The sequence below is a fragment of the Paenibacillus sp. FSL L8-0502 genome (genome assembly GCF_038593055.1).
GTDB classification, from domain to species: domain Bacteria; phylum Bacillota; class Bacilli; order Paenibacillales; family Paenibacillaceae; genus Paenibacillus; species Paenibacillus polymyxa_D.
This window is the reverse complement of the sequence record NZ_CP151958.1, coordinates 4,602,242-4,628,929: the sequence shown is the minus strand read 5'-3', so window position 1 is coordinate 4,628,929 and position 26,688 is coordinate 4,602,242. Positions and strand designations below refer to the sequence as shown.

General features: G+C 45.2%; 27 protein-coding genes and 1 pseudogene. 16 read left to right on the top strand and 12 right to left on the bottom strand.

Translation table 11 applies throughout. The features are described 5' to 3' along the window. Position 1 precedes the first annotated feature (1 nt). The 7 genes from NSQ57_RS20235 (at position 2) to yunB (ending at position 8,664) form a co-directional block, all read left to right on the top strand. The gene (locus NSQ57_RS20235; protein ID WP_340933137.1) at positions 2-1,597 is read left to right on the top strand and encodes a response regulator; all 1,596 of its coding nucleotides are present in this window, start codon (positions 2-4) and stop codon (positions 1,595-1,597) included. A 23-nt stretch (positions 1,598-1,620) separates the two neighbouring features. Continuing rightward, positions 1,621-3,474 (top strand): histidine kinase, encoded by a 1,854-nt coding sequence (locus NSQ57_RS20230; RefSeq protein ID WP_342425215.1) that lies wholly within the window; start codon positions 1,621-1,623, stop codon positions 3,472-3,474. Between the two features lie 99 nt (positions 3,475-3,573). Then, positions 3,574-4,938, top strand: a complete 1,365-nt coding sequence (locus tag NSQ57_RS20225; RefSeq protein WP_340933135.1) for a sugar ABC transporter substrate-binding protein — start codon at positions 3,574-3,576, stop codon at positions 4,936-4,938. A gap of 32 nt (positions 4,939-4,970) precedes the next feature. After that, complete coding sequence (locus NSQ57_RS20220) at positions 4,971-5,873, top strand: sugar ABC transporter permease (RefSeq protein WP_250240304.1); 903 nt, start codon at positions 4,971-4,973, stop codon at positions 5,871-5,873. 2 nt (positions 5,874-5,875) lie between these two features. Then, a complete protein-coding gene (locus NSQ57_RS20215) occupies positions 5,876-6,712 on the top strand; it encodes a carbohydrate ABC transporter permease (RefSeq protein ID WP_340933131.1) in 837 nt (278 codons plus the stop codon). 83 nt (positions 6,713-6,795) lie between these two features. Next, positions 6,796-7,728 (top strand): aldo/keto reductase, encoded by a 933-nt coding sequence (locus NSQ57_RS20210; protein ID WP_029518192.1) that lies wholly within the window; start codon positions 6,796-6,798, stop codon positions 7,726-7,728. A gap of 126 nt (positions 7,729-7,854) precedes the next feature. Continuing rightward, positions 7,855-8,664 carry a sporulation protein YunB gene (gene yunB, locus NSQ57_RS20205; RefSeq protein ID WP_165148474.1) on the top strand — a complete coding sequence of 270 codons (810 nt, stop codon included), beginning with the start codon at positions 7,855-7,857 and terminating at the stop codon, positions 8,662-8,664. Positions 8,665-8,710: 46 nt separating this feature from the next. Here the strand turns inward: yunB and NSQ57_RS20200 are convergent, their stop codons facing one another. Continuing rightward, on the bottom strand, positions 8,711-9,817 hold the full coding sequence (locus tag NSQ57_RS20200) for a M23 family metallopeptidase (protein ID WP_342425214.1): 1,107 nt from the start codon (positions 9,815-9,817) through the stop codon (positions 8,711-8,713). A 246-nt stretch (positions 9,818-10,063) separates the two neighbouring features. On the opposite strand from NSQ57_RS20200, the gene lipA reads away from it, so the two are divergent. Together lipA and NSQ57_RS20190 are read left to right on the top strand one after the other, a co-directional pair. Beyond that, positions 10,064-10,966 (top strand): lipoyl synthase, encoded by a 903-nt coding sequence (gene lipA, locus NSQ57_RS20195; protein ID WP_029518195.1) that lies wholly within the window; start codon positions 10,064-10,066, stop codon positions 10,964-10,966. A 24-nt stretch (positions 10,967-10,990) separates the two neighbouring features. After that, positions 10,991-11,905, top strand: a complete 915-nt coding sequence (locus NSQ57_RS20190) for a YutD-like domain-containing protein (protein ID WP_340956784.1) — start codon at positions 10,991-10,993, stop codon at positions 11,903-11,905. 58 nt (positions 11,906-11,963) lie between these two features. On the opposite strand, the gene NSQ57_RS20185 is transcribed toward NSQ57_RS20190, so the two are convergent. Together NSQ57_RS20185 and ylbJ are read right to left on the bottom strand one after the other, a co-directional pair. After that, on the bottom strand, positions 11,964-12,767 hold the full coding sequence (locus NSQ57_RS20185; protein ID WP_013372943.1) for an NAD kinase: 804 nt from the start codon (positions 12,765-12,767) through the stop codon (positions 11,964-11,966). 66 nt (positions 12,768-12,833) lie between these two features. Then, positions 12,834-14,129 carry a sporulation integral membrane protein YlbJ gene (gene ylbJ / locus NSQ57_RS20180; RefSeq protein ID WP_340886357.1) on the bottom strand — a complete coding sequence of 432 codons (1,296 nt, stop codon included), beginning with the start codon at positions 14,127-14,129 and terminating at the stop codon, positions 12,834-12,836. A 411-nt stretch (positions 14,130-14,540) separates the two neighbouring features. Here ylbJ and NSQ57_RS20175 point away from each other — a divergent pair, with 411 nt between their 5' ends. Together NSQ57_RS20175 and NSQ57_RS20170 are read left to right on the top strand one after the other, a co-directional pair. Further along, positions 14,541-14,918: a globin gene (locus NSQ57_RS20175; protein WP_029518198.1), complete on the top strand. Its 378-nt coding sequence runs from the start codon at positions 14,541-14,543 to the stop codon at positions 14,916-14,918. A gap of 21 nt (positions 14,919-14,939) precedes the next feature. Continuing rightward, positions 14,940-15,671, top strand: a complete 732-nt coding sequence (locus NSQ57_RS20170) for a DUF2225 domain-containing protein (RefSeq protein WP_049817024.1) — start codon at positions 14,940-14,942, stop codon at positions 15,669-15,671. Positions 15,672-15,759: 88 nt separating this feature from the next. Here the strand turns inward: NSQ57_RS20170 and NSQ57_RS20165 are convergent, their stop codons facing one another. Together NSQ57_RS20165 and NSQ57_RS20160 are read right to left on the bottom strand one after the other, a co-directional pair. After that, complete coding sequence (locus NSQ57_RS20165; RefSeq protein WP_029518200.1) at positions 15,760-15,996, bottom strand: hypothetical protein; 237 nt, start codon at positions 15,994-15,996, stop codon at positions 15,760-15,762. After that, a complete protein-coding gene (locus tag NSQ57_RS20160; RefSeq protein ID WP_014277894.1) occupies positions 15,993-16,163 on the bottom strand; it encodes a YycC family protein in 171 nt (56 codons plus the stop codon). The genes NSQ57_RS20165 and NSQ57_RS20160 overlap by 4 nt, the downstream gene beginning before the upstream one ends. Positions 16,164-16,260: 97 nt before the next feature. Here NSQ57_RS20160 and NSQ57_RS20155 point away from each other — a divergent pair, with 97 nt between their 5' ends. Both NSQ57_RS20155 and NSQ57_RS20150 read left to right on the top strand, forming a co-directional pair. Beyond that, positions 16,261-18,048, top strand: coding sequence for a M3 family oligoendopeptidase (locus NSQ57_RS20155; RefSeq protein ID WP_342425213.1), 1,788 nt, complete (start codon positions 16,261-16,263; stop codon positions 18,046-18,048). A 261-nt stretch (positions 18,049-18,309) separates the two neighbouring features. Continuing rightward, positions 18,310-18,711 (top strand): hypothetical protein, encoded by a 402-nt coding sequence (locus NSQ57_RS20150; protein WP_013311862.1) that lies wholly within the window; start codon positions 18,310-18,312, stop codon positions 18,709-18,711. A 144-nt stretch (positions 18,712-18,855) separates the two neighbouring features. Here NSQ57_RS20150 and NSQ57_RS20145 read toward each other — a convergent pair whose 3' ends face one another. Together NSQ57_RS20145 and NSQ57_RS20140 are read right to left on the bottom strand one after the other, a co-directional pair. Beyond that, on the bottom strand, positions 18,856-19,092 hold the full coding sequence (locus NSQ57_RS20145; RefSeq protein WP_013311861.1) for an alpha/beta-type small acid-soluble spore protein: 237 nt from the start codon (positions 19,090-19,092) through the stop codon (positions 18,856-18,858). Between the two features lie 90 nt (positions 19,093-19,182). Next, positions 19,183-20,148, bottom strand: coding sequence for an aldose 1-epimerase (locus tag NSQ57_RS20140; RefSeq protein ID WP_342425212.1), 966 nt, complete (start codon positions 20,146-20,148; stop codon positions 19,183-19,185). A 454-nt stretch (positions 20,149-20,602) separates the two neighbouring features. Here NSQ57_RS20140 and trpS point away from each other — a divergent pair, with 454 nt between their 5' ends. Next, the gene (trpS, locus tag NSQ57_RS20135) at positions 20,603-21,592 is read left to right on the top strand and encodes a tryptophan--tRNA ligase (protein ID WP_340886354.1); all 990 of its coding nucleotides are present in this window, start codon (positions 20,603-20,605) and stop codon (positions 21,590-21,592) included. Between the two features lie 43 nt (positions 21,593-21,635). Here trpS and NSQ57_RS20130 read toward each other — a convergent pair whose 3' ends face one another. Further along, positions 21,636-21,803 (bottom strand): hypothetical protein, encoded by a 168-nt coding sequence (locus tag NSQ57_RS20130; RefSeq protein ID WP_007431986.1) that lies wholly within the window; start codon positions 21,801-21,803, stop codon positions 21,636-21,638. A gap of 121 nt (positions 21,804-21,924) precedes the next feature. Between NSQ57_RS20130 and NSQ57_RS20125 the strand changes: the two genes are divergently transcribed. After that, entirely contained in the window at positions 21,925-22,146 is a 222-nt protein-coding gene (locus NSQ57_RS20125; RefSeq protein WP_013311857.1) for an alpha/beta-type small acid-soluble spore protein, read from the top strand. Positions 22,147-22,401: 255 nt separating this feature from the next. On the opposite strand, the gene NSQ57_RS20120 is transcribed toward NSQ57_RS20125, so the two are convergent. Beyond that, entirely contained in the window at positions 22,402-23,385 is a 984-nt protein-coding gene (locus NSQ57_RS20120) for a metal-dependent hydrolase (protein ID WP_039272715.1), read from the bottom strand. Positions 23,386-23,588: 203 nt separating this feature from the next. On the opposite strand from NSQ57_RS20120, the gene cyoE reads away from it, so the two are divergent. Next, positions 23,589-24,533: a heme o synthase gene (gene cyoE / locus NSQ57_RS20115; RefSeq protein WP_013311855.1), complete on the top strand. Its 945-nt coding sequence runs from the start codon at positions 23,589-23,591 to the stop codon at positions 24,531-24,533. An 88-nt stretch (positions 24,534-24,621) separates the two neighbouring features. Here cyoE and NSQ57_RS20110 read toward each other — a convergent pair whose 3' ends face one another. From NSQ57_RS20110 to NSQ57_RS20100, 3 genes and pseudogenes are all read right to left on the bottom strand, one after another. Then, positions 24,622-24,966, bottom strand: a complete 345-nt coding sequence (locus NSQ57_RS20110; RefSeq protein WP_029518206.1) for a toprim domain-containing protein — start codon at positions 24,964-24,966, stop codon at positions 24,622-24,624. Between the two features lie 166 nt (positions 24,967-25,132). Beyond that, positions 25,133-25,207: pseudogene (locus NSQ57_RS20105) on the bottom strand (sporulation protein YjcZ); the annotation flags it as partial. A 178-nt stretch (positions 25,208-25,385) separates the two neighbouring features. Next, positions 25,386-26,555 (bottom strand): MFS transporter, encoded by a 1,170-nt coding sequence (locus NSQ57_RS20100; protein ID WP_029518208.1) that lies wholly within the window; start codon positions 26,553-26,555, stop codon positions 25,386-25,388. Positions 26,556-26,688: the final 133 nt, after the last annotated feature.

Here is a 26,688-nt window from a genome sequence, read left to right as displayed (position 1 = left end):
AGTGAATTCGATCCCGCTGGGAGTGCTTGTTGTAGATGATGAAACTAGACAGCGTCGAGGGTTGGCTGCCATGGTCAGGGATTTACGTCCAGAATACGAGGTATGGGAAGCCAAGAACGGGAAAGATGCTCTGACCATTTCTTTATCCAAACCGATCCAGATCGTTTTTACAGATATTCAAATGCCGATCATGAATGGACTTGAATATCTTCAACAATTGAGAACATCCGGTCAGCATGAGACCAAAGTTATTTTAGTGACAGTCTACCAGGAATTTAGCTATGCACAGCAGGCGGTGCGGTATGGGGCGAATGATTATTTGGTGAAACCGGTGCAATCACAGCAGCTTATTGAAGTGATTGAACATATAGAGAAGGTAATTGTAGAGGAACAAGAAGCATTCAGTGGGAATCAAACAGCGTTGAATCAAATTGAGCAGAGTATGCCTGCATTTGTGGAGCATTTGTTTAGCAGATGCGTGACAGACAAGTTACGGCCTAACGAGAAAAGTCTATTAAAAAGTCACTTTGGATGGCATGGGGTAGGAGAAGTTCTCGCGTTGGGAGTATCCGCAGCCCACCCGGAGGATATACATATGTGGGATTCCCGTCTGCGTGATACGGTTGTTGAAATATTGCAGCCTTGGGTGTCTTCAGTCGTATTTCCACTCGAATTTCATAAAGACCATATGGTCGCAGTGGTGAACTGGAAGGATAGATCTGAAGGCAAGGAGGCCAAAAGCGCACTTCAAGCTGGGCTGAAAAAGATGGAGCAACAGCAAGCGATTTCAATCTGGTTTGCTTGGGGTCAGCCTTTTGATTTTAATGAAATGCAAATAAGCCAATCTCACGAAAAGGCCGTCGGCCTAATCTCCATGCGCTTTTATACACCTCACATCAGATGTTTGAACCTTGTCGTTTCAGATGATGAGCAGCCAGTACAGGAAATGAGCGCACACGAACAAATGGCCTTTTTTAAATTTATTGAAAGCGCTATCTCTAATGGAGAGCCCGATCAGCTATTGGATCGGGTGCAGAATTTCATTGGACAAATGACGCAAGGGTATCCTGCACCTGAAGCGCTTAAAGCAAAAGTGGTACACCTTCTGTTGGTTAGTTTACAACGGTTAAATATAGGGTGGAGTGAGGAAGTCTACTCACGTTTTTCGGAACGGTTGAACAAAGCTGTCGAAGAGGCCACCTGTCTTCAGAACCTTGAGGATGGTGTTGCAACATGGTTAAAAGAGCTGATTCTTGAGCTTCATAGCGCCTCCAAAGGCGAACCCATTATGAAAAAGTGCAAGGAATTTCTAGATGCACATCTACATGAAGACCTTAGTCTGGAGATTGTGGCCCGGCGCTTCCACTATAATGCGTCCTATTTTAGCATTCTGTTCAAAAATTATTTTGGGCTCTCGTTCACGGAATATATGGTGAAGCTCAGAATGCAAAAAGCTCAGCACTTACTGCTGCATACAGACGCCAAGGTCGCAGAAATTAGTAGACAGGTTGGTTATAAAGATATCAAATACTTTTTTAAAGTGTTCAAAAAAAACGTAATGCACACACCGGAAGAATTTCGCAGGAAATTCAACTGATTGTTAGGTGAAAGGAAGATACGATGCGCCAAGTTAAATATATGTGTCAAAAATTTTTGGACAGTAGCTTTCGTACGAAATTGATGCTGTCCTATTTTTTGTTGTCTGGTTTTATCGTTTTGATCCTAGGTTTCGTTTACTTTGAAACGAGCGCACGAAATATTACTACAAATGTAACAGATAGCGTTACAAGCGTTCTGCGTAGTAATAACCAGCTGCTGGATAACAAGCTGACAGCTATTCAAAAAACCGTAGATATGATTCCGATCGACCATGACCTTCTTCAAACTATTACGGACGTGGACACTACGGATTCTTCATCGCTGTTACGAGCTGATCGCAGCATTACAAAAATTTTGTACAGATACTTTGGCAATATGGAGGAAGTATACGCTTCCCAAATTATGACGCAAAATTATGCATATGGAAGCACTGAGCGGATGTATATTCCTGTTCAGCCGTTCTATTCTTCTCCGTTGGCAACAACGGCGGTGGAAGCAGAGGGGGCTACCCAATGGATTCCCGCTTATTCGTATGCCGATACATTCCATCAGCAGGATTTAAAACGAGGCTCTTATGAGTTTAGTTCTTTATTTGCTGTAGTAAAGCAGCTCCATTTGACTGCATTAGATGATGCAGGAACCTTCCATACGCTTCCGGAGGGAAAGGAAAAACCTATACTTATATTGAATTTTCGTCCTGACTTGTTAAACGAGGGTTTTGAAGATTACGCAGCCCGTAGCGGATTTGCACATCTATCCTATGGCATGATTCAAGATAAAAACGGGATGGTCATGAGTTCAGATAGACAGCAACAAGTAGGGGAACCCGTGGCGGATTGGCTTAAGGATGCCATTACTTCGGAACAAGGGATGAAAATGGTAAACGTTAAAGGTCAAAGCATATTACTGGTTTACGAAGCCATGAAAACGACGGGCTGGGTATCCTATATAGCCATTCCTATGGAAGATGTATTGGGACATCTGTCAACGATTCGTACCTACACGGTGTTTTTTTTAGGCTTTATGATGCTCGTTGCTGTTATTCTTGCTTATTTACTGTCTGTTTATATCAGTAAGCCCATCACGGATATGAAACAGGCGATGAAAGTAATGGAGAAGGGACATTTTGATATTCGAATTCCTGTACGTGGCTATGATGAATTGGGAGATCTGGTGATTCGATTTAATCAAATGAATGAAAAAATTAAAGATTTAATCGAGGAAAATTACAAGTCGCGTCTGCGAGCCAAAGAGTCGGAGTTAATGGCACTTAATCTGCAGTTAAATCCTCATTTTTTGTATAATACCTTAACGACAATGTATTGGATTGCGTTAGAACATAAACAGCAGGAGCTGGGTCAATTGATCATTAATCTGGCGGAAATGCTGCAAATTACTACCCGAAACAAAAACGATAAATGGAGCTTGGAAACCGATCTGAATTGGCTGGAAAAATACATTTACATTATGCAGAATCGCTTTCAGGACAAGTTTACGGTGGAATATGATATTGATCCTATTTTGCTTCAGATGGAGGTTCCCAAACTTTTCTTGCAGCCTTTTGTGGAGAATTCAATTATTCACGGCTTCGCGGAAATGGAATCAGGAGGTCTGATAAGGATCACAGCCTGGATTGAGAAGCAATTGGTGTGTTTTAAAGTGGAGGATAACGGATTAGGAATTCAAGAAGATCATATACGCCGAATTCAAGCTGGAGAAATCAGATCAACGGGTATTAAAAATGTAGACAGAAGAGTACGGCTATTATATGGAATGGAATATGGCGTTACGCTCCACTCAGCAGGTAAGGGGGCATTCGTCCTGATTTGCATCGGAGAAATTCATAGATCTAATCAAATGACACCAATCCAATGAGAGTACGACTTTTAAAAATGTAAGCGTTTGCTAAAATAAATTTAGTGACGAAGCAACAAACGAAAAGATAAAAAAATAACCGGTTTGGGGGCGTTACTCATGTTAAAACGAAAATTATGGATCGTCTGCATGTGCTTGATCGTTGGGCTTATGTCAGCCTGTAGTTCAAATGAGAGCAGCAGCAAACCAGTTGATTTGCAGGGTCACGAGCAAGTGACACTGACCTATGCCAGTTGGGGTAGCACCAATGAAAAGAAGGTTCAGCAGGAAATCGCTAAAAAATTTACAGAGAAATATCCGTGGATCAAAATCAACTATATGCATATCCCCGGGGATTACGTTACCAAATTAACGACGATGTTTGCTGCCAATCAGGCACCCGATGTATTTCCCATTTATAAAGCACAGGCTCTGCAATGGGCTGAACAAGGCAAACTATATAATTTAAATGAATTTTTGAAGGAGGATAAGGAGCTAACGAAGGAAAGTCTTATTCCTAATTCAGTCATCTATTGGGATAAGGACAAAGTGGCAGGGGTCAAGGTAACTGAGGAAGCTTTCGCCCTCTATTACAATAAAGATTTGTTTGATGAAGCTGGTGTTGCTTTGCCACCGGTAAAAGCTGAGGACGCTTGGACATGGGAGCAGTTTTTAGAGACAGCACATAAGCTCACCATTGATAAAGCGGGAAATAATGCGCTCAGCCCCAATTTCGATGCAAGTAACATTAAACAGTATGGAGTTCGGTTTGATACATGGATGTGGCATTTGCTTGTGCCTTCCAATAACGCAAGTGTCATTTCAGACAAAGGGGATTCGCTTAATCTTGAGAGCCCTGATGTGATTGAAGCTGTTCAGAAAATGGCTGATCTGATCAACGTTTATCATGTGGCACCGTCGCCGACGCAGTCCAAAAATATACCTTCCCCGGCCGTAGCACTGCAAAGTAAGCGAGTAGCGATGGATCTGGATGGACAGTGGGTTCAATTGGATCTTGGAGAATCGAAAGTGAATTTTGGTGTAGGCGTGTTACCCAAGCTGAAGAGCAGCAAAACGATCCTGTTTGGCGAACCGGAAGTGATTTCTGCCAAAACCAAACATCCTAAAGAAGCATGGATGTTTTATAAATTCTTGCTGGATGCTGAAAGCGGACTTGACATGCATTCCAGCGGATTGTGGATGCCTGTCATGAAAAAGTGGTACACCGAACCAGACTTGATTAGCAAATGGGCCGATGTCAAACCAGGTCATGCCGATGGTTACCGTGATGCTGTAATGAACCAAACGCTGCATAACGGTGTCAATTCTTACGACTATTATCTGAAAAACTCGGAAAAAATCAATGCCATCATTAACCCGGCGCTGGATCAGGTATGGCTAGGCAAGAAAACGGTGGAGCAAGCATTTAAGGAGGTTTCCGCCAAGGCCAACGCGGAATTTAAGGGGACGTATCCAAAAGAATAGGATGAGTGTTTTGACAGAAAGAGAGGGATAGAATGCAATCATTATCTTCTATTCGTAAGCAGGAAAGTTGGTTGGGGTGGCTTTTTGCCGCCCCTGCTATTCTCGGCTTTGTCATTTTTGTTCTGGGACCGATGATCGCTAGTCTCTGGTTCAGTCTTACCGATTACAAGGTAGCTTCACAGGCTAATTTTATCGGTCTGGATAATTACGTCCACTTATTTGACGGTACGGATCAATTTTTTTATAAATCACTCGGGGTTACGTTTTATTATGTGTTTCTAAGTGTGCCCCTGCAAATTATTGTAGCTTTCTTTTTGGCGATATTACTTAATCAAAAGGTAAAAGGTCTGGCTTTTTTCAGGACTGTTTTCTATCTCCCTACCATTGTGCCCCTCATAGCATCGTCTATGATCTGGATGTGGCTGTTTGATCCGGATCTTGGGTTGCTAAATGTGGTGCTGCGTGCGCTGCATTTGCCCGAAAGTCAGTGGATCTATAGCGAAGGCTCGGTAGTCCCTACTCTGGTTTTAATGAGTTTGTGGACCGTTGGAGGAACCATGATTATTTTTCTGGCAGGCTTGCAAGATATACCTAGACATTATTATGAAGCCATTGAAATTGACGGTGGAAACGCTCTTCATAAGCTTATGTATATTACAATTCCATTGACATCGCCCACTATTTTTTTTAATACGATTATGGGCTTCATCGGTGGGTTTCAGGTGTTTGTTCAGCCTTACGTCATGACTCAGGGCGGACCCAATAACTCCAGCTTGTTTTATACCTTTTATTTGTTCCGCGAGGCATTTACTTTTTCAAATATGGGTTATGCCTGTGCTATTGCTTGGGTGCTCTTTATTGTCGTTTTGGTATTCACTGCCTTTCTGTTCAAGACGGCCCGAAAATGGGTGTATTACGAAGGCGGGGGGGCATGAAGATGAAAAAACGCGGTTGGAGTTGGAGCAGGAATTTACTCTACACAGTTCTCATAGTGGGCTCCCTGTTTTGTATGTTTCCTTTTTACTGGCTGGTGCGAAGCTCCATGATGGATTTAAGTCAGATTTTTTTGATCCCGCCAAAATGGATTCCAGAGCCTTTTGTATTCGAGAATTTTTTACAGCCGTTTGAAGAGTTATCCTTTGGGCGCTATTTTGTGAATACATTTATCGTCGTTGCGGGTACTTTGGCAGGTGTACTTCTGTCGAGTACCATTTCTGCCTATAGCTTTGCGCGAATGAGATGGAAGGGAAGAGATAAGGTATTTGCTCTATTATTAAGTAGCATGATGCTTCCGTTTGCAGTCACGCTGATTCCGTCGTTTATTGGTTGGCAGGCATTAGGCATGGTTAATTCGTACGTTCCATTGGTATTACCTTCGTTTTTTGGTGGAGGCGTTTTTAATATTTTTTTGCTAAGACAATTTTACATGACTCTACCACGAGAACTGGATGAAGCTGTATTTGTGGATGGAGGCAATCATTTTACGATTTTTACCCGTATTATTTTGCCTTTGTCGAGGTCGGCGATTTTGGTCATTGGATTATTTACGTTTCTGAACACATGGAATGATTTTATGGGGCCGCTGGTTTACCTTAATGATGAGAGCAAATTTACGTTGGCGATTGGGCTGCAGCAGTTTCAGGGAATATATTCAGCTCAATGGGGCGTTTTGATGGCCGCTTCTTTAATTGTTGTCTTGCCTGCTATTATTCTGTTTGCCATAGGACAGAAGTATTTTATGGAAGGGATTGCCTTGACGGGGATTAAAGGATAAGAGCAACTGCTAGGTACGCACTTTGCCTTTTTTGGAATTTAATAATAAAATGGAAGTAACTTTCGAAAAGGAGATGACGTGAATTGGCAGAGCAAGTGCGTCTTGGTAAAACAGATTTATATGTAAAACCAATCGGTTTGGGTGCAAATAAGGTGGGAGGACATAATCTCTTTTCCGATTTGAACAATGAAACGGGCAAAGAAGTCGTTCGCACAGCTTTGGACAATGGCATCAACTTTCTGGATACGGCTTTTATTTATGGACCTGAGCACTCGGAACGATTAATTGGTGAGGTATTGAAAGAGCGTGGTCAGCGTGATAAAGCTGTTATTGCCACGAAGGGTGCACACAAATTTGTGAACGGAGAGATTGTTTTTGACAACTCGCCTGCTTTTTTACGAGAATCCGTCGAATCTAGTCTGAAAAGATTGCAGACCGATTATATCGATCTGTTCTATATCCATTTCCCCGATGAAGCTACGCCGAAGGCAGAAGCAGTCGGAGAACTGAAGAAGCTTAAGGACGAAGGCAAAATCAAGGCTATTGGCGTATCTAACTTTTCCATTGAACAACTTAAGGATGCGAATAGCGACGGTTATGTAGATGTGCTCCAATCCCAATATAATTTGTTTCAACGGGAAGCTGAGAAGGATCTGCTGCCTTATACCAAGGAAAATGGCATTTCGTTTGTGCCTTATTTCCCGCTAGCTTCAGGATTGCTGGGTGGTAAGTATACGAAAGACATGACCTTCACGGACATCAGAGCGAATAATCCACTGTTTCAGGGAGATACATTTGCTCGTAATTTGGACAAAGTGGAGCAGGTACGGGAGATTGCCAATGCGTTGAATGCAGAGGTTGCTCACGTAGTGCTCGCATGGTATTTGACACGCGATTCAATTGATGCCCTCATTCCAGGTGCGAAGGGGCCGGAGCAGGTGCTGGCGAATCTGAAAACGCTAAATGTCCAATTGAGTCAGGCTGATATCGAAAAGATTGACCACATTTTTAAATAATGAGTGCACCTGAAATTTGCAATTGTATATGTATTCCATCTAGAGAAGCTGCCGGACGGGCAGCTTCTTTTTCGTCCCTTCCTTGCATATCCTTGTAGGGTAAGTTCAACGCTGCGGGGGGATCGGATGATGAGAAGACCGCAATGGCACAGCGCGCCCAACAGAAGGCGACGCGGCAGACGTAGAGTATTTTTGATTGTGGTACTGGCGCTGCTGGTAGGAATCATACAGGTGGCTGCTTATGTGGAGCAGCATTTAAAGCCGCCTATGATGCATCTGGCAAAAGTGCGGGTCAAACAAATGGCGACGGAGGCTATTAATTCAGCAATTACAGCACAGGTAGAGCAGGGGAAGACAGCTGATAATTTGATCGAATGGAGAACGGATGCACAAGGAAGAACCTCCGGCTTTGTTCTGAATTATGCAGAGCATATGAAAATTACGTCAGACACGCTCAAAGCAGTTAAGGCAACGATGGACAGCATGAGCCATTTTGATGAGAGCGTTCCGATTGGTCAGGCATTGGGCAGTCCATTGTTGGCAGCTTATGGCCCCAAGATTCCTCTAAAGGTGGAGCCGCATGGAGCGATCAAGGTGGATTTAAATACGCGGCAACAGGATGCGGGCATAAACATGATCTTGGTTGAAGTGTATATTCGGATTACGACGGAAGTGTCTGTGGTTATACCGTTTGAGATGCAACCTCAGATTGTGGAGACGGAAATCCCCGTTTCTTATTTGCTGGTGGTGGGCAACGTTCCGATGTACTACTATGACAATCAGGGAAAACCAGTAGGTAAAAATGGTGCAGCCGCTCCGCAGTTGGCGTTGCCTCCCCATTCCATAGAGAGTAGCGGCGCTATAGATTCCAGCATAGTAAGTGTTCCAGAGGTACAGGAAGACCCAAACTCCTCTAGTCAGCCCCCAACGCCATAGAGCAGAATGGAGTGACGTGAGTTGCTCTGGAAAAATAAAAGGGACCCTATGAGGAGGTCCCTTTTGTCTTTCCTTTTTTGAGCGCTTTGCGTTCGGACTGCTCCCACTGTCTTAATAACGGATACGGGTCAAAGGACCAATCTGCCCAGCCATTGTCCCGATATATACCATAGTGCAGATGCGGTGGAAACTTGCCTTGGGTACCAGGTTTTCCATAGCCCGAGCTTCCGACCCAGCCAACCGTCTGGCCAGGTGTAACGACGTCTCCGTTGTGAACGGTTTTGTCAAAGCCGGAAAGGTGCGCATAGTAGTGATAGCGGTTGTTGAGATCTCGGATTCCGATGCGCCATCCTCCAAAGGGATTCCAGCCCTTCATTTCAACTACACCGTAGCAGGTACTGCGAACTGGAACTCCGTAGCCAGCAAACAGGTCAGTTCCTTCATGTATACGGTAGCCCCCCCAGCTGCGACGGCTTCCCCATGTGCTGCGGTAGCTATAAATGCTGCCTAAGGGAAGGGGGAAAGCTTGGCTGACCAGATCCAGCTTGCCATACGTCCGATACAGCTTGGCAAACTGCTGAACTCTTTGAACTGCGCGGCTGTTATGGTAATATTCCCAAACGGCAATACCAAATTCATCCTCGTTGTTTCCATACTTTCCGAGATAAGATGCGATGCTGAACAGCAGATCCTTGTCATTATTGCGGTCAGCAATTCCATCACCCGAACCGTCTTGTCCCAGCCCGGAAAATAGTTCTATGGAACGTGGATTTTGATCCTCCGAATCAGGGTTCATCAAGCCGGACCAGATCGGTCCCGTAACGAAAATACCTATGGTTCGTTCTGCATGCTTGCGATCTTTGGGATGGGCCACCGTAAGTGTACGTTCATACTGGTCGATGGCGGCCAGCCTGTACCAAGGGACTCCTGTCAGGGCTTCGATGGAACGATATAAAGCAAGCCTGGAAATATACATTGAAGACTGTGCATGTTCAGCATCTACATTAACTGTCAGGCTGCTTCCGGCGGACGAGGACTGTAAGTGATTGGCAAGGGCATGGGCAGGAAGCGGACAGGCCGTTGTCAGTGTAGCAGCGCATATCAGCAGCGATAACAGACGAACAGCGCGGGCTGTCCGCGTAGGGTAAGGCACGTGAACCGACCTCCTATAGAAGGGCTTAACCGCCCAGTAAATTCTAGACCCTATTCAATAGCGTGAATAGGGCGCTTTTGTTTAGATTGAGCCATATCCGCCGCTTTTATCCATATAAAAAGTTTACTTTTTTCGGCATCAATGTCATATCAAAAAGGGAACAATGAATGGAGGTTTTTCCATGGCTTTCATGTTATAATGTATGACAATGACAGCTTAAGCTTATCAGAAAGAAGGTCTATGCCATTGTCTAGAAAAGAGAAGGAAGCTAAGCCCGACTGGATTCGTATTAAACTTACGACAGGCGATAACTATCAAGAAATCAAGAGCATGATGCGTTCCAAGACATTACATACCGTATGTGAGGAGGCACGATGCCCTAATATATATGAATGCTGGGCCAATAGGACAGCTACATTTATGATTTTGGGTGATATTTGTACGCGTGCGTGTCGTTTTTGCGCAGTAAATACGGGATTGCCTACGGAACTTGACTTGCAGGAGCCTGATCGCGTCGCAGAAGCGGCTGGGAACATGAATTTGAAGCACTGTGTCGTAACCAGTGTGGCTCGCGACGATTTAAAAGATGGGGGCGCTACTATATTTGCAGAAACGGTTCGTGCGATTCGCGGCCGGTTACCTTTGTGCAGTGTAGAAGTATTGATTCCCGATTTTATGGGCGATATTGAATCGCTGCGAATCGTCATGGATGCCAAACCAGATATTCTGAATCATAATATTGAAACGGTGGAGCGCATGTCCGACAAGGTTCGGGCTAAAGCGAAATACCGTCGCTCTCTGGAGCTGCTTCAACGTGCGAAGCAATTAAATCCGGCTATTCCAACGAAATCAAGCATCATGCTAGGTGTCGGAGAAGAGTGGGACGAGATCTTACAAGCCATGGATGATCTGCGTAAAGTCGATTGTGACATTCTGACAATTGGTCAATATTTGCAGCCGTCCGAGAAACATTTATATGTGCAAAAATATTATCCACCGGAAGATTTTGCGAAGTTAAAGGAAGAGGGATTACAGCGGGGATTCAGCCACGTCGAATCTGGACCGTTGGTCCGCAGCTCCTACCAAGCGCATGAGCAGGTGAAGTCAGCCGCTCAGCATAAGGAAGAAAGCGCCCTTTCGCAGGCTTGATCCGGGAAAGGCGGTCAGAATAGCTTGTTTCAAATCGGTGGTAAAAACTATGAATTGTTGCAGGATCACAAGAACGGATGGAATCCCGAAGCGTTTCGTGATCGGTATAGTGAAGTGCTGGATCGCTATGATTACATTATTGGTGATTGGGGTTACAATCAGCTGCGTCTGAAGGGCTTTTATCGAGACGGCCATCCCAAAGCAAATAAGGATACATCTATAGTGGTACTGGACGATTACATTAATGAATACTGCAATTTTGGCTGTGCCTATTTTGTGCTGCAAAAAAGCCGTGAAGTGATTAATAAAAACGGCGTCAATGATGAAATCGTTGCTCCAGATATTCAGCAGTTGGTAGATGCTCAAAGGGAACAAGCGGGAACGTTAGAAACCGAAGAGCAGCAAGAAGTATTGCAACATACAGCTGGAGAACAGGAGTGGCCGCAACCACAACAGGATTCCACAGCTACGGAGGAATCGCGAGTGGAGCAGCCTCGAGAATTCCGAGAACCACGCGAGTTGCAACGTCGGGAACCGAAGGATGCCCAGGAAGTACGTGAGCGACAGCCGCGTGAAGCTCGTGAAAGTCGTTCATCCAGAGAAGGACGTGAAGGAAATCGGCAACGTGAGCCACGTGAAGCACGTGATTCGCGCCAGCCAAGAGAACCACGTGAAGCGAAGGATGGACGCAATCCGGGTGAAGGGCAGCAAGCCCGCGAACCGCGTAGACAGCGCAATCAGCAAGGGAATTTCGATAAAAAGGAATCACGTGGACCACGCTATGAGCGTCAACCAAAGGAAAATCGGGAGGGACGGCAAGTTCGTGTCTCACGTGAACCTGAGGGCCAGCGTCAGACCCATCCAGCTGCTAAAGCCGAAAAAACTGAGGGTAGTAAAAAGAATAAAACATTTACTGCTCCACAACAAAACGGTTCCTGAATTTTCAGGAACCGTTTTGTTTGTAAAAAAAGAGCCAGAGTCGGCTCTTTTACAGGTTCTAATTAAGAAAGGCGTTGCGTACTCGATCCCAAAATGGGAAAGGACGGTAACGAGCGAAGCTGATCTTCTGACTTGCGACCTGACATCGAACAGAGATTAAGTCATCCACAGGAAAGTTCAGGTGATCTACTGTCAATAAAAGACGCTGATCTTTCCGTGAAAAAATATCACAATGATGATGTTTGGGCAGTAGCAATGGCGATCCTAGTGTCCGATACACGCGGTTATTAATGGAAGCGATCTCAGTCAATTGCAATGCTTCAATGGTGGGATGAACCATAGCTCCGCCAAGTGCTTTATTATAGGCGGTCGTCCCTGAGGGGGTAGAAACACATATACCGTCACCGCGAAACATTTCAAAGGTGATATCGTTAATATCTACTTGGGCAACGACAGTGCCATCCACCCCTTTTAACGTAAACTCATTCAAGGCAATAAAAGAAGCATTGCCTGATTTCTTGTGAATTTCCAACTCAATCAGTGGATACTTAACGATTCTCGGGTTAAGCGGTCCCTCAGATCCGCTTTGGCTCATCAGGTGGATTAGCTCCTCCAGCTCGTCCGCACGCCAATCGGCGTAAAAGCCTAGATGACCGGTATGTACACCAACAAAGGCAATATCCGGAATGCGGTCGATGAAGGTATGAAACGCATGAAGCATTGTACCATCGCCTCCAATAGACACGACGATTTCCGGCGATTCGGCATCCAGCTTGAAATTCTTTTCTTGGGCAAGACGGTGAAATTGCTGACTCAAGTCCATGGAGTGCTGATCCCCGCGATCCAGAACATAATATCTCAAGATGAAAAGCTCCTTTGTCATGGGTATATATCGATCATAATCAATTATGAGCAAGAACACAATCGTTCATTGCCTGTGTGTTCTTCTCAAACGTACGTATAAGCGACGGGTACCCACACTCAACCATGAGAGACTAAGCATTCCAGCCAGTATAAAGCCAAGAAACAGCAGACTTTGCAACAGCATGGCGGACGAGAAGCCAGGGGACCATACGATGTCGTATATTGGAAAAAAGACTGGAGAGCTTCCCTGTCCCATCAGAGGCTGCCATAACACGAGAGCGAGCAGTGCCGAGATGAAGCCGTGCGCAGCCCGGGCCAACAAAAATGGCATATAACGAAGATCCGTCATATTTAAAATACTTGCAACCTGCGCATGAACCGATAGCCCGCCCCAGGAGAGCACAAAAGCGGCTGCGGCTACCTTGAATGGTATCGCTGCCGTGGCTTTACCTGCGGCCTGCGCTCCTAAAGTGACTTCGAAAATACCACCCACAATGGACTCCGTTAACGTAGGAGGAAGACCACATGCAGTCAAGAGGTTTGCCGTAAGCAGATGAAGCCCGCTCATTAAACCGGAGTTCGTCAAAGCTTCTAAAATGACGCAGAAGAATACAACTAGCCCTCCTACGACAATAATAAGGCGTAGGGAGGAAGTAATCGCCTCACGGAGTAACTCACCCAATGGACGACCATCTTCCAAACGAGCTGTATGCATGGCATATAATGCTTGGCGTAGGGGTCCAGGCTGTCTATTGCGACCAGCAGCTTTTGTATTTGTGGACTTCGACCAGGCTTTTGGAGTAGGTTGAGGGCGGTCGCTGCGAGTATCTGTTTCCCCTGAACGGGAACCGTGGAAGCGCATAAGTAGCCCGATGATGAGCACACCACCATAATGAGCCGCGCCCAGTACGAGTGCAATTTCTGGTTGATGGAAGAAGCCAACGGAAACCGCACCGATCAAGAATATCGGATCAGAGGAAGTCGTAAATGCGACCAAACGCTCTCCTTCAATGCGTGTGATCCATTTTTGCTCCCACAGCTTGGCTGTTAGTTTAGCTCCAATCGGGTAACCGGATGCACAGCTGACCGCAGCGACAAAACCTCCACAGCCAGGTACACGGAATAGAGGCTGCATCAGCGGATCCAACAGCGCACCTATGAAATGAACAATTCCGAAACCGAGGAGAAGCTCGGAAATAACGAAAAACGGGAATAAAGACGGAAACAGCACGTCCCACCAGATGGCAAGCCCCCGAAGCCCGGCATTCAGAGAAGATTGCGGGTATACAGCCATAAGTATAAATAGGAATAGCAGTGAAAGGATGAGCAGAGGAAGCGAGTAACGACGGTATAGCGACATAGAGGCCCCTCCTTTGGAGTTGTACTATTATACCTATGTCGGGGATGGACAAAGAGTACAAAAAAACAAAGAAAACGGTTACATTTGTTGCTGTATTTTTGTAAAGAGTATGTTAAAATAGGAAAACAACGATCCATAACCTTAAGGATGGAGTGATCAGGATGAGTATCGTTGCCGGTCTGTTCGTATGTGCTTTTGTGTATGTTATTCGTGCCTCTCTCGTCCATTCCGGTGAAGAGGATTGGCGGAGTTATTAATTGTATTTATAGAATGACGAAGCTATGTGCAACGAAGCACATCCTCTTCATATGTTAAATTGATAAAATGGCGCTTATTTTTAGCGTCATTTTTTGTTTTTTGTTATAATACGGGTGTATATTTATTACCATAGCACAGAAAGTTGGAGGAAAAGTGAACCCTAGCCTGAGCATTTATGACAACCTTGGGGGCGCGGAAGGTATTCGTGCTATTATTGAGGCCTTCTACCCGAGAGTTTATAAAGATCCGTTGTTAAGTCCCCTGTTTCCTAAAGACATGGAACCGGTTAAGGAAAAGCAGTTTATGTTCCTGAGCCAGTTTTTTGGAGGACCGTCCCTTTTTTCTGATGCATATGGTCATCCAATGTTACGTGCGAGACATATGAAGTTTCCCGTAACGGAGGAGCGAGCAGAGGCATGGTTGTCTTGTATGGCAGGTGCGTTAACGGATACGGGCATTGAGGAGCCGCTTCGTTCCATCATACTTAACCGTTTGTCTGGTCCTGCGCATCATTTTGTAAATACCCCGTAAGCTTGCGGGGATTGCCGAATTTTGGAGAGGGTTGTAAAAACATTGGAACTTGAACCGTTATATCAGATTAAAATCACCTGCACACATTGTGAAGAAGAATTTCAGACATCTCGTGTCAGACCAAGCCTAAAGAAGGCCATTCGTACAGATTCAGATTTTTGCGCTTATTATAAGAATGAAAATCCGGATTTTTATGTCGTAAGGGTCTGTCCTCATTGTGGGTTTACCTCGACAGAGCACTCTACCGTTCAGTTAAGCGATCAGCAAACCAAGATTTTTAGAGATAAAATCGGTAATCGCTGGCAGTCTCGCGAATATGGCGGGCATCGTAGCTGGGAAGAGGCATTAGAAACGTATAAACTGGGTTTACTCTGTGCCCAGGTCATCGGAGAAAAGGAACGCGTAGTAGCCAGTCTATTACAGCATATCGCATGGATGTACAGATACCAGGGAAATGAGGAGCAGGAGCTTCGCTTTCTCAAATTTAGTCTGGATTCTTACGTTCGGGTTTATGAGCTGGAGGGTGTCGGGGCGAATAATGCCAAACTGCTGTATCTGATTGGTGAATTGCATCGACGTACAGGGAACTTTAACGAAGCGGTACGCTGGTTTTCGCGTGTCATTAATGACAAAAAGATTATGGATGCAGCCATGATCCGGGCTTCCCGCGAACAGTGGTCTGTACTGCGAGAACAAATGATGGCTAAAAATTTCCAACTGCCGGAGGAAATGCAAGACGCAAGCTCCTCCTGAAGAAATAAAGGTGTGCACTATGGCCGATTTAGGCTCATGGTTCACACCTTGTTTGTAAAACGGGTTATATTCTCTTACAACTCATGAATTAATGATGACGCAATGTGGTATCTGACAGCAAATAATCGTCATCACAATCCACTAAAGTAACCTTGTTATGGCAACATGGAAACACAAGCAGCTTTTTCATACCTTCGTGTATGAGCTTAAGTTCTTTAGGCTTCAGGGGCAGCAATACATTATCCTGGTCGCAAAACGGACAAGACTGTACATAAACGTCTCCCATGACGATGTCATAAGGCCAGGTTTTATGAAAAGGGATCATGATTTGTCCGATTCTCCGCCGTTCGGGTCAGCGGTTTCTTCTTTAGCCAGTTCGGCCAGCTTTTGCATCAAAATGTGCTGGGGTGTATGCATAAGGTGTTCCAGCGGAATACCGAGCTTTTCGGATAATTTCACAGCCGTTTCCGGCGAAATTTGTAAGGGTCTCATTCTGTTTTCCTCCCAATTGTAGTGATTTACTATCACGATGTAGCTTTATTGTATATGAAACCACATGAATTCGCCAAAAAAGAAAGGTGGAACTATTATGAAAACACCGTTAAAGCAAACATGGGATCTGGAATCTATTTTTAGCGGAGGGTCTTCCTCTGCCTCATTCCATGCATTTTTGGAAGAATTGGAAAGCAAGGTCCAACAGCTGCAGTCCCAGCTTAAAGCAGCTAAAGTACCACAAACGGTATTGGATACCGAGCGTCTGGATAGTGTATTGAGTAGCATCCAGGACCTGTTTAATGGCGCGTCGCAGGCGGGTTCCTTTGTCTCTTGTCTAACTGCTCAAAACCAGCACGACAAGCTGGCTGTTCAACTGGGGGCGCGTGTCAACACGCTGTATGCCCAAGGGAAAAGTGCTTTAGTATCTTTCCAGAACTTGCTGGCACAAACCAGTGAAGACATTTGGCAGAAATGGATGGAGCGCGAAGCTATCCAGCCGATTTCTTTTGTCCTGAACGAATATCGGAACGAAGCACGTGAAAAAATGGCTCCTGAGCTGGAAAGCCTTGCATTGGATCTGGCAGTGGATGGCTACCATGGATGGGGCGACTTCTATGATACCATTGTCAAAAATATGACGATCCCTGTACCAGAAAATGGCGAGATCGTAAACCTGTCTGTAGGTCAAGCAGCTAATAAGCTGGATGAAGCAGATCGCAGCGTACGTAAAGATGTGTTTGCACGTTGGGAAGAGGCATGGGCTCAGGTAGAGGACTATTGCGCGGATACATTGAATCATTTGGCAGGCTTCCGTCTGAAGCTATATGAAAAACGAGGCTGGACAGATGTGCTTAAAGAACCGCTGGAAATCAGCCGTATGTCCGCACAAACGCTGGATACGATGTGGCAGGTTATTAATGAAACAAAGCCTATTGTAGTTAAATACTTGGAGCGGAAAGCAAAGCTGCTGGGCTTAGAGAAGCTGTCCTGGCATGACGTTGAAGCTCCGCTGGGAACATCAACCACTAAAATCCCATACGACGATGCTGCTGTAACGATTGTTGAGCAATTTGGTAAATTTAGCTCGAGAATGGCTGACTTTGCCCAAATGGCTTTTGAGAAAAGTTGGATTGAAGCAGAGGATCGTCCTGGCAAACGTCCGGGTGGTTTCTGTACATCTCTGCGTCTAAGCAAAGAGACCCGTATTTTTATGACCTATGCCGGATCACCATCCAACGTTTCGACACTGGCCCATGAGCTCGGACACGGTTATCACCAGCATGTGATGAATGAATTGCACCCATTGAATCAGAATTATGCCATGAACGTAGCTGAGACGGCGTCGACGCTGGCAGAACTTATTGTATCAGATGCTTTGCTGGAAGCTGCCGAGGGTCAGGAGAAGGTAGCTTTGCTGGAGGATAAAATTCAGCGTGGTGTAGCCTTCTTTATGAACATTCATGCCCGTTTCCTATTTGAAACCCGTTTTTACGAGTTGCGGAAAAAAGGAGTCGTAGGAGCACAACAATTAAGCGAGTTGATGGAACAAGCGCAGCGTGAAGCGTTTAGTGGTATCCTGGATGAGGCTCATCCTCATTTTTGGGCATCCAAGCTGCATTTCTATATTACGGACACTCCTTTCTACAACTTCCCGTACACATTCGGGTATATGTTCAGTGCAGGAATTTACGCTTTTGCGAAGGAAAACCCTGACGGCTTCGCCGACCAATATGATGCCTTGCTGCGTGATACAGGTCGCATGACAGTCGAAGAATTGGCTTCCAAGCACTTAGGTACCGATTTAACACAGGCTGACTTCTGGCGTAATGCTGCGCAAGTTACTGTTCAGGATATTGAGCAATTTTTACAAATGACAAAATAACGGATTTACACTTTTGAAAGGTCTCCTATAAGGGAGGCCTTTTTTGTAATTTTTACAGAAGATGATGAACAAAGTCGCAAAATGTCGAAGTGTAATTAACATTACCTGTTGGCGAAATTTAAAATGATGGATATACTTAGAAAATAGTTATAAATACCCAATTATGTTGGTTTTGATTGTAAGGTTAAAAATCTTCGCATATAATTGAGCCGTAAGACCTATTAATTATTTTCGGACAAGGTATATAGGAGGGTTTTTGTAATGGATGAAGTAGGTCAATTGTCGTTGGCAAGGCAGATGGATATCGTTTTAAAAGAACTGGATAATGAACTGGCGGGTTTGTCGTCAGGCATCGTATTTGTACAAATACGTAACAATGTAGTTGGGAAGTTTGGGATTCGCCATAATCCGCTTGCAGGTAAGGGTGGCACGTTTGCAGCAGTAGAACCGGGGTTATCAGCAAAGCATCGGGAGGATTTTCGGCGTATGGCCCTAGAAACGCTAAATCATAAGCGTAGCTGGACTCATGGTGAGATTGCTTTCGATTTTGCTATCAGACAAGGAACGATTTTGGTAGATGCAACACTGGAGTCCAACTACAACATGGCGAATCTCATGATCCGCTACAACAAGCCTACATACCGAGCGGCTAATTCGGAATAATCATCAATATGAGGATTTTGCAAAATCCTAATTTAAAAAAGAGAAAAGGCGGCCTTCCTAGGGAAGACCGCCTATGTTATATGCCCGTTATAACGCATTTTGGTAAATTACGATGAACGGAATGCTCATGTGGAATAATGACGCTTATTGACCTGAACGTCCTGATAATTGCTGTTCGGCCAGCTGTACCAAGCGTTTAGTGATATAGCCTCCCAGAGAACCAGCTTCACGGGATGGCATGTCACCGTAGTAACCGTCTGCCGGAATGGTGATGCCCAGCTCTTGTGCAGCTTCATATTTCAATTGTTGCAGTGCGTTGTTGGCTTGAGGAACAACAAGGTTGTTACTGCGACGACTTCTGCCTTGATTAGCTTCATTCATGTGTAGTCACCTCCTTCGGCTGTGATGAGGTTAGTATGCGACAGAGTTATGAAAATATGCGCCGAAGGAAGGAAAGTGACTAGAGGGAAATTACGGATATATGATATGAATCTGAGTTTTGAGATCGATGGATTGCTTAGGCTCCAGACGGATCAGCCCGCCTCCTTCAACAGGATCAGGTAAATTAGGAGCATCTGACAGCCAGGTATAAGGCTCAATGCAAAGATACTGATTGCATTCACCTTTGGTGTATAACACCCAATACTTAAAGTATTGCTCATCTGCTGTGTAGCGGATTTGATAACCATCATCACGAGTCAAAAGAGCTACAGCAGGGCCTTCCGTTGCCCGCAGGAACGTATCTAGATTCGTTCCTTTCAGAGAAAGACCCGAAGAGAGCTGTTCCAAGTCATTCAACGAAGTAATGATACCTGTAGGTAGCTGTTCAGCATCCTGTTCATATACGCCGTTTACAGGTAGCTTTAGGCGCCAGCGCTCAGGTTCTCCGTCCACCATAAACCAAGTGTGATATCCCAAGCCAAATGGGGCTGCTTTTTCACCCAAATTGGTTACGCGCAGTGTTTGACTTAATATAGCACCCTGCAAGCGATACGTCATCTCCAGACGCAAAGGAATGGGGAATTGTTCCATCCAGTGCGGATCACTTTCTGTCAAAAGCTCGGTAGTGACACTGCAACCTTCTTCATCCTCTTCAATATCACTGCAGCGCCAGGATTGATTACGATGCAGACCGTGTATATGGTTGTCATTGGCTGTATTTCGGTCGAACTGGTAAGGAACACCGTCAAACTCAAATTGTCCTTTGCGAATTCGGCCAGGAGGAATCAAAATGGGCAAGCCAAAATGATAAGGCTTTTGTAAATAAAAAGCCAATTCTTCCTCACCGGGCCGACGTACGATATCCCTGTCGAGCTTCAGATCACGCACTGAGATAATATTATTCCCGAGGCGAGGGATCATCGTAACTTCCAGTTCACCACTATGTAAAACATACGTGTCGTAACCGTTCCAGTGTTCTTTGGTCACTTGTTTCATATCCATGCTCCTTTGTCCACTATAATCGGTTGAAGCTTCGTGTCATTATGATAACAGATTTTTGATCGTAGGGCACAATCGTCATTTGACAATAACATTATGCGGAATTATCATTAATGTAGTTTAGAAAGTAATGACATGGATAACGCGATGATGAGGACAAGTAAGCTTTCGCATAAGCTCTTCAGAAAGCCGGTGGTGGATGGGAACCGGTGAGCCTGCATTGCTGAATGGACCTTGGAGTGCCGCACAGAACAGGATTTTACAGTCCTCAGTATGACGGCCGATTGCTCCCCGTTAACGGAGCTTTAAGATTGCAATCAGTCATGGGGCATAGCTCCGACAAGCAAAGGCTGACGGCAATGAATAAGGGTGGTACCACGGTCTCGCGTCCCTTGAGGATGCGGGGCCTTTTTGCGTTCTAAAATATTGAAATAATCGGAGGAGGAAGAATATGAAAACTGTACTTTCAGGTATTCAGCCTAGCGGACAACTTACTTTGGGCAACTACATTGGTGCAATGAAAAACTTTGTCAAATTGCAAGAGGATCACCAATGTTACTTTATGGTTCCAGATCTTCATGCGATTACCGTACCGCAGGAACCAGCTCAATTACGCGAGCAGTCGGAGGCGGTAGCGGCATTATTTATTGCAGCGGGTATTAACCCAGAGAAATCCAACGTCTTTTTACAATCCCATGTTCCTCAGCACGCTGAGCTGGGATGGTTGATGACAACACTGACGAATATGGGCGAGCTGGAACGTATGACTCAGTTTAAGGACAAGGCTGCTGGCAAGGATTCCGTAGGAGCAGGGTTGTTCGTATATCCGTCGTTGATGGCAGCTGACATTTTGCTCTACAACGCGGATCTCGTCCCGGTGGGCGAAGATCAGAAACAGCATCTGGAACTGACACGGGATTTGGCTGGCCGCTTTAATCATCGTTATGGAGATTATTTTACAATTCCCGAGCCGTATATCCCTGAAGTAGGGGCAAGAATTATGTCCCTGGATGATGCATCCAAAAAAATGAGCAAGAGTAATCCGAATGCAGGCAGTTTTATTGCGCTACTGGACGAACCGAAAGTCATACGCAAGAAAATCAGCCGCGCTACGACCGATTCTGGCAGTGAGGTTAGATATGATCTGGTCAATAAACCTGAAATTAGTAATCTAATGAGCATTTACAGCCAGTGTTCCGGTTTGTCGCTCCAAGAAGTGCAGGATCGTTATGAAGGCCAAATGTACGGGACATTTAAAAAAGAACTGGCAGAGACGGTTGTGGCTATGCTTGAACCGATTCAGCAGCGCTATCGCGATATCCGGGAATCCGGTGAAATTGGACATATTTTGGCCCAATCCGCAGAGCGTGCACAAGAAGCTGCTGAAGTCACGCTGTCTGCGGTCAAAGAGCGCATGGGCTTTCTGCCACGTCTACGCTAAAGCATATTGAGGCGAAACGAATTAGGCCTTTTATAGGATTGGATTAGGAGCGGCGTTGTCGGGCTTTGACCACGAAACCCCAGCCAATATTGCCGACAGATAATAGCCCCAGTAGAATGGCAAGCCATGCGGAATAACTGATGGATATAGCGGCTGCGGTCAGCAGGACAATGGATGAAACGGCGAACCATAGGGATAAACCTTTGCTCATTGGTAAAAACCTCCAGTGTTCGAATGTTGAATTTCAGGAATAAGTAGTTGTAAGCGAGCCATAATAATCTTGCAAGCTTGCAATGAACCTCACTCACAAAGAACTGAAAGGAGATTCAAATATGAGCAGACGTCGTTCAAACAACCTGCAAGTACCGCAGGCCAACGCCGCTTTACAACAATTAAAATATGAGGCAGCTCAAGAACTTGGCATCACCATCCCTCAGGACGGTTACTTCGGTAATGTTGTTTCCCGCGAAACAGGTTCTCTTGGGGGATATATTACGAAAAAGCTAGTCCAACAAGCAGAACAATCCTTGTCGGGCAGCAGCCGTTTGCAGTAATACACATAAACACTCCATCTTGGAAGCTGTATTATGAGCAACTGTCATGAAGAAAATCCGGAGCGATCATGCTCCGGATTTTTTTTACGCATGGCTTATGACCATTGTGAATCACGCAAGTCCGCTTCGTCAAGAGGGCGCTTTCATGAGATGTGATTTTTGGCGCGAATGGCCAAAAAAACAGCAAGCTCCCAGATTAAAGGGGAACTTGCTGTCTCTTGTTCATACGGCTGGTTGTTAGCTTGTAAGCAGATTTTAATTCGTATGCAGGGAAAGGCGTTTTTGCATCTTTTCGTCACTGAGCCATCCGATATAACTGTTGATCAGCCCGAACTGCTTATCCATCGCGACCACAGCCACGAATGGATATTGCCTCCGGTGTCGATACCTCACGTCTCCCCATCGCACAATGTAGCCCCATTCCAGTTCTTCCACCTCGGCAACAGCAAAGGAGGAGAAATAGCGAAATGCCTGCACATCGCGATAGGATTTGGATGCTTCTACGGCAGGATGTGTGGATGGAATTGCGTGTTTCGTCCAAAATAAGTGCGAGCCATTTAATCCGCCAATGTCATAACTTCCATTCTGATGAGCTTTTACCACATGCCACCGGTTCCATGATACGGTGGGAATGATATAATAATTGTCGCCCTCCTGACGCTCGTTGTCCATATTACGTACCGCTTTTCTGGTTATAAAATGACTCCAGGTTCGCCAAATGTAATACAGGCCAATAATGACGTACAGCGTAATAAATAAGGGAGCGGGTGGAATCAATCCGGTGATCCACAGCATAATCGCAGCAACATGGGTGCCAAAAATAAAGGGATCGAAAATATGGATGATATTCCAAGATATCCACTTGTTTGTAAACGGCCGGAATGCCTGTGTTCCGTACGTATTAAATAAATCTGTGAATACATGCAGGCAGACGGCAATCGTTACCCATAATGCTACATGACCTGGGGGCACATCTCTGAAGATCAGGCAAATTAGCCCTGTTATGGACAAGATCCATATCAACCAGAAGGGAATTGAATGCGACAGTCCACGGTGATTGCGAATGTAGGCTGCATTATTTTTCAACCGAAGCAAAGTGTCAAAATCCGGAGCTTGTGACCCTACAACTGTAGCGAGCAGCACCACTGCGGCCAACTTTGGATCTCCGGCGACGACAGGGTCAGTGTAGGCCAGACCGGCCAATCCGATTCCCATGACAAAGTGTGTGGCTGTATCCATATCTGTCGCTCCTTTTGTATTGTTTCCTGTACTTATTACTACCCAAATTTACTGTAAACGATCAGCAGGGGCGATTTGCCATCGGAATTGTGAACGTTTTGTGCGTTTTCTGTCAAACTTTTTGGGGTAGGTATATGATAAAATTTATATCGGAGTTCAACTTACTCCCGAATTCATACATCTCTAAGGGGGAGTTACTCACAATGGATAATATAAGTTATAAGACTTCTTCGGATGCGGCTACCTATTCTGTAAAATCTAAACCACCCGGCAAAGCGGGCACTTGGAAAGATTTTATTACAGTTACCAAGCCAGGCATCCTTCGTACCAATCTGGTTGCAGCCTTTGGTGGTTTTTGGTTAGCATCGCAATGGGACGTTGACTATATAAAGCTAATTCTTACACTTTTAGGTACAATGCTGGTTATGGCATCTTCATGTGTTTTTAACAACTATTTTGACCGTGAGCTGGATTTGAAAATGGAACGTACACGTAATCGCTCACTGCCAACAGGGCGTCTGACCCCTACAACGGTGTTGTCATACGCTATTATTTTGGGTGTTGTCGGGTTAGCTGTTCTATTCTTCTTCTCTGGTGTAAAGGCAGGATTACTGGGATTACTTGGTATGTTCGTCTACGTCGGTATTTATACACTTTGGTTAAAACGTTCATCTACATGGAGTACATCCATCGGCGGTATTTCTGGTGCAATGCCTCCTGTAATTGGTTATGTGGCCGCTTCGGGTCGTATTGATATGGGCGCTTGGCTTTTATTCGCTCTCCTGTTCTTATGGCAGCCGCCTCACTTCTGGGCACTTGCTATTCGCAGAGTTGAGGAATATCGCGCAGCAGGATTTCCGTTGTTGCCAGTCGTAAAAGGTATCCATCGGACCAAAATTCAGATGATTCCTTATATTGTATTGCTGATTCCGGTACCCATCCTTATGTATGCTTATGGATATGCCGGTATGATTTTTATGATCGTGTCCGTGTTACTGTCCGTGCTGTGGGCATTCTATGCCTTTAAAGGTTTTACGATTAAGGAAGAAGAAACGGATTCCTGGGCCAAAAAAGTATTTTTCTTTTCCATTAACCATCTGACACTCAGCTTCTTGCTGATGATCGTCGATACGGTTCATAAATTCTAATGTCATTTTAGAGGCATTTTATAGTACACCATATAGCTGTCCAACAGGCATGAAAGCGGCCTGAGGACAGCTTTTTTGTTATTCAAGACTAAAGAACAGGTGGCGGGTATATAATGTATTCTTCTAATCCTGCTTTTTCCAATTGAGCGATCACATATTCGTCTGGAGTCCCTTCTACGCCAGCGTATCCTTTGCGGGTATACATATGGTAGGCATCTGGAAAAGAGTCTGCAAGCACACCCCTTATTTTTTTCCCTGAGCTGTCATTGTCCATAAATAAATATATTTCGTCGTGCTTGGCTCGCTTGTGGAGGGATTCCAGTTTTATAGAGTTTAGTGTGCCGAAGGTGCATAAAATGTGAACCTCCGGGTCAAGTAATCGGCGAAGTTTGCTGCGGTCATTTTTCCCTTCGACGATCACGGTTATCGCCATTTAAGCTCACCCCTTGTCTGATACATATGCTCGAAATTCCCCGGGAAATGAAGAATATGAGTATAGTGTAGCTCCAAATAGGGTTCTCATGCAAAAAATAACAAAATAGCCTGCCAGAAGTGGCAGGCATGGGTACAAGGGACAACATGTTAGGGCAATTTAGACATTAAAACCAGCAAGTACGGAGAATGATGACGAGCAGAATATAAAGAACAAGAATGGTGCCAGTTGAAGTTCCAAAAACAGGGCAAGGGCTTACAGGATGACAGTGGCTCACAGGCTGCACCTCCCTTTATTAGTGAATGTTCAGTCAAAATAGTCTATGTGGATAGGGGTATAGTGTACTGTGCATCTGCCCTCTGGAACGGCATTTTGGGCTTTAAAGATAGCATTTTAGCATACCCACTGCCTCAGACTAGCTAGGAATGATAAGGTCCTGTGGCAGACAGTGGCGGCGTCGGAGATATGCGCTTAACGGGAACGAATAGCAGGCCAGCCATCAGAATCAGAAATGCGATAAAAAAAGGGGATATGTGATCCGGAAGCTGACCCGCCAGTACAGGCCCGGCAAAGGAGCCGATTGACGTTGCAATGGATTGCAGGGCAAAGGTTTTGCCCAATCGAGCACCTCCAATTCGTATGAAGAGAGAGGCCAGCGCTGGAAAAATGATGCCTTTGGCTGTTCCCAAAATAAACAGGATGATGCCTATTGTCGCTTCGGGCGTGGTGGCGAGTGCATAGAAGCTTAAAGACATCAGAATAATGCCACAAAGTAGCCTGACCATCGGTGAATATTTGTTCAGAAAAAGCAAACTAAGCGTACAGAGTGCTCCCAAACTGATGATGGAAAAAAGCAATCCGGTGGACATCATGGACGCAGAACCGTTATTTCGTAATGGGATCTCATAAAATAAAATGCCTTGTGCGCACGCCAAAACAAAAGGTAAAAGCAGGTAACGCCAATTGAATGGTAACCGCGTCTGTGCTGCCGAGAGTGGAGCAGGTGTCGTATGACCATCAGATAATTGGGCCTGCGGAGCGGGTGCTTTTTTGGGTAAGGTGAAATAAGCCATAAGCCCCGTGATTACGAGAATGATGCCAAGGGAACTAAATGTCTCGCTAAAGCCAAAACTGGCTACGATAAATGCGCCTGCGGCTGGAGACAGAACAGAGGCCAACGTATGGACGACACCATGCCCCGACATATATTTACCCTGCGTAACCGGATGATCAGACAGTTGCGCCAGCATGGCCAGACAGGCTGGAGATAAAAAAGCCAACACATAGCCACTAATCGCACGCAGAAAAAGTAATTCCCACGGTGTATGGATGTACGATTGAATGATCAGGATCAGGCCTGCAGCTGTCAGGCTGAACATAATATATCGGCGACTGCCGTGTTTGTCGACTTTGGGACCTGCCATCAAATTGCCAGGCAGGTGAGTCAGAGAGTAAATCCCCATCATCCAACCGATAAAGGTAGGAGCTGCCCCCAGAGAGATGGCGAATGGCGTCAAAATAGGATATTGCGCATGCAGATCAAAAAAGGCAATGAACAAAAAGAGATACAGCCAGAGGGCTGTTTTCATGTGAATGACCCCCTTTCCCTAATGTAAACTTTCATGTTACTTCGTATTGGCCCTTCCTAAGTTGTACGCTGGATTGAACGAACATAGACCACTTTGTATGGACAAGAATTGAAAGACAAGGTATGTATAAGAC